General features: G+C 47.5%; 3 protein-coding genes. 1 reads left to right on the forward strand and 2 read right to left on the reverse strand.

Going from position 1 to position 4,093, the window contains the following annotated elements:
• A partial coding sequence (locus BACCELL_RS26940; protein ID WP_007213569.1) for a hypothetical protein occupies positions 1-336 on the reverse strand: 336 nt, incomplete at its 3' end.
• A 159-nt stretch (positions 337-495) separates the two neighbouring features.
• Entirely contained in the window at positions 496-3,024 is a 2,529-nt protein-coding gene (locus BACCELL_RS25795) for a fimbrillin family protein (RefSeq protein ID WP_169309607.1), read from the reverse strand.
• 836 nt (positions 3,025-3,860) lie between these two features.
• Here BACCELL_RS25795 and BACCELL_RS18745 point away from each other — a divergent pair.
• Positions 3,861-4,093, forward strand: a 233-nt coding sequence (locus BACCELL_RS18745; RefSeq protein ID WP_211211344.1) for a linear amide C-N hydrolase, incomplete at its 3' end; no start/stop codon positions are given.

The raw sequence follows: 4,093 nt of genomic DNA on the forward strand, positions 1-4,093 counted from the left end.
TGATGCGGCGAAGAAGGGGTAGGCTTGCACGTCTCCTACGGTTACGGACGTCAGGTCGTCCCAGTAGAGTTTCCGGGTATTTTCCCATTTGTTGTTCGTGTAGGTGAAGGTGCCGTTGTCGTCGGCATTGCCCATCTCCTTGTAATAAAGGAAGAGTTGGGTACCGTCTGTTGGTGCGTAGGTGCCTTCGGCCGTAGCCTCGTTACCCGCATTCACGCGAGTGCTGATGTCTACTTGTCCGTCAGTTTCGGGCGTTAATGTCTCGTCATTGCTGCACGCGGCAAAAAGAACTGCAACTGCCAGCAAGGTGCTGATTTTAAAACTTAGCTTGTTCATACTGTTTTTGTTAATTTATTATTCACGTCCTGCATATAGCTTGTCAGCCCGAAAGCCCCTACGCAATAGCTCTAAAGCCTTTGAGGCTATATACAAAACTTATTTATTATTATATTTCTTACTATTTAAGTTGTTCTTAATCTAAAGGGTGGTGCGGCTCTAATCTACCGTTACATCCCCCTCGGTGGCCTCTTGCGAATCATCCCAGTCCGTCAGGGTGAACACTGCGCTCACGCCCGCCTTGCTGACGGTGAGCACCAGTTTATTGTTCTGTCCGGCACGGTAGACGAATCCGTTACTTCCCGCACGGTAATCGTAGTTCAGGCTGACGGGTGTCGTTCCGTCCGCCTCCTGTGCAGTGAGGGTGATGCGTGCGACGAGATTTCCCTGGACGATAGTCTGCGGAGCCACAAGGGCAGTGTACGTGAAGTTTCCTTCAACGTTTGCTTCTGCCGCCTTGTTCATCTTTAATGGAGAAGATGCGGCCTCTTTGCTTAGGATCAGGGTGCCGTCAGTTTCCACGCCTTCGTCGGTCAGGGTATGCAACCCGTACAAGTGTACGGTGACGTTTTGGCTCAGGTCTTCCGCCGTATATCCGATACCCGGTTTCAGTGTCACGCTGATTTGCGCCATGAGATGGCTTAGCCGGAAACTGAGTGGTGTACCGAAAGTGGTGGCAGTGAGCGATCCTTGCAGGTAATCTTTCACTGCACCACAGGCTATTCGTGCTTCCGTGGGTGTGACGGCGGGAGTGATGAGGGCGTCAAAGCGGAAGGTGCAGGGCGTGTTGCTGTCTGCATTGCCTGTATTGTCGCCTGCTGCGTCTGCACTGCCGCCTTTTGCCTTTGCAGCGGCGAATTGGCTGAAGCTGTCCCAATAGAGAGGGGCGTTGGAGTTCCATTGGTTGTTCACCTTATTATATATGTAACTGGCGGTATACTTTTCGGTGGGGATAGTCTCGTTGGTGCCGGTCAGTACCAGTAAGTCTTTGTCTGCGGACTCATAGCTTCCCGTGGCGCTTCCTGTCTCTATTCCTTCGATGGTGATGTTTTGGGCGACGGCATCGGTGTCTGTCCATGGATTCACTGAAACGCTGATTGCCGTTTGCGTCGGGCTGATAGTGAGGTTGATGCTGGTTTTGTTACCTGCACTTAATGCTACGGCCTTGCCCAATGTTGTCTTATAGGTGTTTCCACCGGTTAGTTTTACGCTGATTTCAGTTCCTTGGGACAACGTTTGCGGAACTACGGTGAGGATGGCTGTCCGTCCCGAAGTTACGGTTATGTTTTTGTATCCGGTCTTCTTTGTATCGTCTGCCGTCAGGGTAATGCCGTCCAAGGTGTATCCTGAGATCATTTCGGGCAAGATAACGGTGGCTCCTTCCGTTGATACGCCGGTGGGGAAGTCCTTGCCGGGTGCCAGTGTTACGGTGAGCTGCGCCATCAGGTGCTTGAAATTGAGGGAGAGGCTATTGGCGATACTTCCCGTAGCGGAAGGCTGTAGTGATGCGGGGCCGGTGGCAAGGAGGTCTTTCAGCCCGGTCAGACCATCTTTCCGGTCATCGGCGGGCGTGTGAAGGGCGTAGAAATGGTCGGTTGTGGCGATCTCTTCAATGTAGAAAGGCTTTGGAGTGGCAGTCCAGGTGCCGGTTCCGCTGTTTCCGTTGTTGCTGAAAGTATAGATGCGTGTATCCGTCTTCTGTGCCTGGTTGCGCCACATTTCGAAGGTGGTCAGTCCGTTGGCGGTGGCGTCAGCGGGTACTTCTATGTGCAGGCTTTCCAGTGGCACGGTGGTACCGTCTGTCCACGGTGTGATGCCGGCAGTGATGCTGGCCTGGTTGCGGTGCAGTGTCATGGTGTATGTGTTCACTGTTCCGGCGGCCAGAGCGAGGTTGGCGGCAATTGTGGCGGTGTAACTCTTGCCGTCAGCGGTGGTCACGGTGATGCTTTTTCCGTCTCCGGCTTGGGTGGGCATCACGATGGCGGTAGCAATGGTTCCATTAGCAGAGAGGGGGAGTGTCAGGTCTCTTGCTTCTCCTTCCATGCTGAGTTTTTCCGTTATCAGGTTCCAGTTTCCGGTGGTGGCTGTACCTGCCAGTATGGCTGTGGCACCTGTCAACGTCACGTCGGAAGTTGTTTCGTCTTTTACCACTTTCAGCACGAGTTTGCATAGGCGGTGTGTGAACATGAGTGACACGTCCGGCGCCTTCGACGAGCGTCCGGTTACTTTCTCGGCTGTCATTAGGTCGATAGCTGCCAGATTACTCTGATCGCTTACGTCCACAGGAATATTCAAACTGCCTGCTGATATGGTTGTGGTGTAGGGATAGTAAGCCAGTACGTCCACCTGGGCGCCTGCGGTGGGATAATAGGCGGTATGCTCCTTTCCGTCCGGGGTAAAACTGCCGTTTCCGGTTGTGGTAATATAACGGTAATTGGCCTTTCCTTCGGTCACAGTGTTGGTTCCGGCATCCAGCATCACTATACCGATGGCATCATTCGCTTGCCAGGAAGCATCTGTGGCACGGGTGGTTGCAGAGGACGTGCTGGCAGGGATAACGCCGATACCGGCGTTAATACTCAGTGCTGTTCGTTCGTTCGCACCGTCCTGTTCGTTTTCTTGATCCGAGCATGCGGTCAGCACTCCTGTAAGCATCATGATTGCTGTGAGTAATCTGGAATATTTCATATGTGGGATATTTAGAGAATTTGTCAGTTGCGTTAGCCTAATTTTCATTTGCTTGTTTTTTATTTATTATTTTATAGTGCGAATTTACTAATTATACATGCGCGTATGAATATTTGATTAATTGGGGATATGTGATTCTGACATAAATTTGTGTGAATTATGCTTATTTGTTTGATTAATAGATGATTGAGGTAATCTTGTATTTAGTATTGTCATTTTGACAATTTGTATTTTTAGTTGACTGAGAATGTACTATTTCTGTCCGGAGGTCAATAGGATTGGAAGCGTGCAAACGAAAATGAATAAACGTCAGATAGTTAATGTGGTATCAAAATACTTACATTTATTCTGGATGAAATAAACGCACTAATAAGTGGGAAATATAATATCAATAAGGCAAATTCTGATATGTAGTAACCCTTTTGTTGGTATGTAGTAACCTTTTTGCCCATATCTAGTAACCATATCAATCATAAGTAGTAACCCTTTTCTGCATAAAAAGCAGTTAAAACTGCAAATATATACTGAAATAGCGCATTGTTATAATCATTTTATTCATAGAATATGCTGGAAAGTAAATATGTGAAATATAGTATGTCACTAAACATATTGAAATGCTACCATGATGAGTGTATATTAACTGTTTTGCTATTATTATGATGTTTTGCTTTCTAGTCCTTTCAATTTCCTTTGATCTCATGTCTGAGAAATTTGAATATGTATCTATTCATTTTAAGAACTTTGCAATGTGATTGTTTGTTTATACTGCAAATTAACTAACAACTTAACATGAATCAATTATGCGAAAAGTGAATGTTCTTTATAGTATGGTATTCATGATTACACTCTTTGGAGTATCTGTAAATCATTTGAATGCTTGTACCCGTGTAGTCTATCAGGGGGATAATAATATGATAATAACCGGTCGTACTATGGATTGGAAAGAAGATACCCGTAGTAATATCTGGATTTTCCCGCGAGGTATGGAGCGCAACGGAGAGGTAGGGAAGGACCCGATGCGTTGGAAATCTAAATACGGCAGTGTGATAACTTCGGCTTATGACATCTG

The organism is Bacteroides cellulosilyticus DSM 14838, from assembly GCF_000158035.1.
GTDB lineage: Bacteria > Bacteroidota > Bacteroidia > Bacteroidales > Bacteroidaceae > Bacteroides > Bacteroides cellulosilyticus.

What these genes read in the sequence shown, in the direction of transcription:
- BACCELL_RS25795 (WP_169309607.1), bottom strand. Translation starts at nt 3,024, where the DNA reads ATGAAATATTCCAGATTACTCACAGCAATCATGATGCTTACAGGAGTG.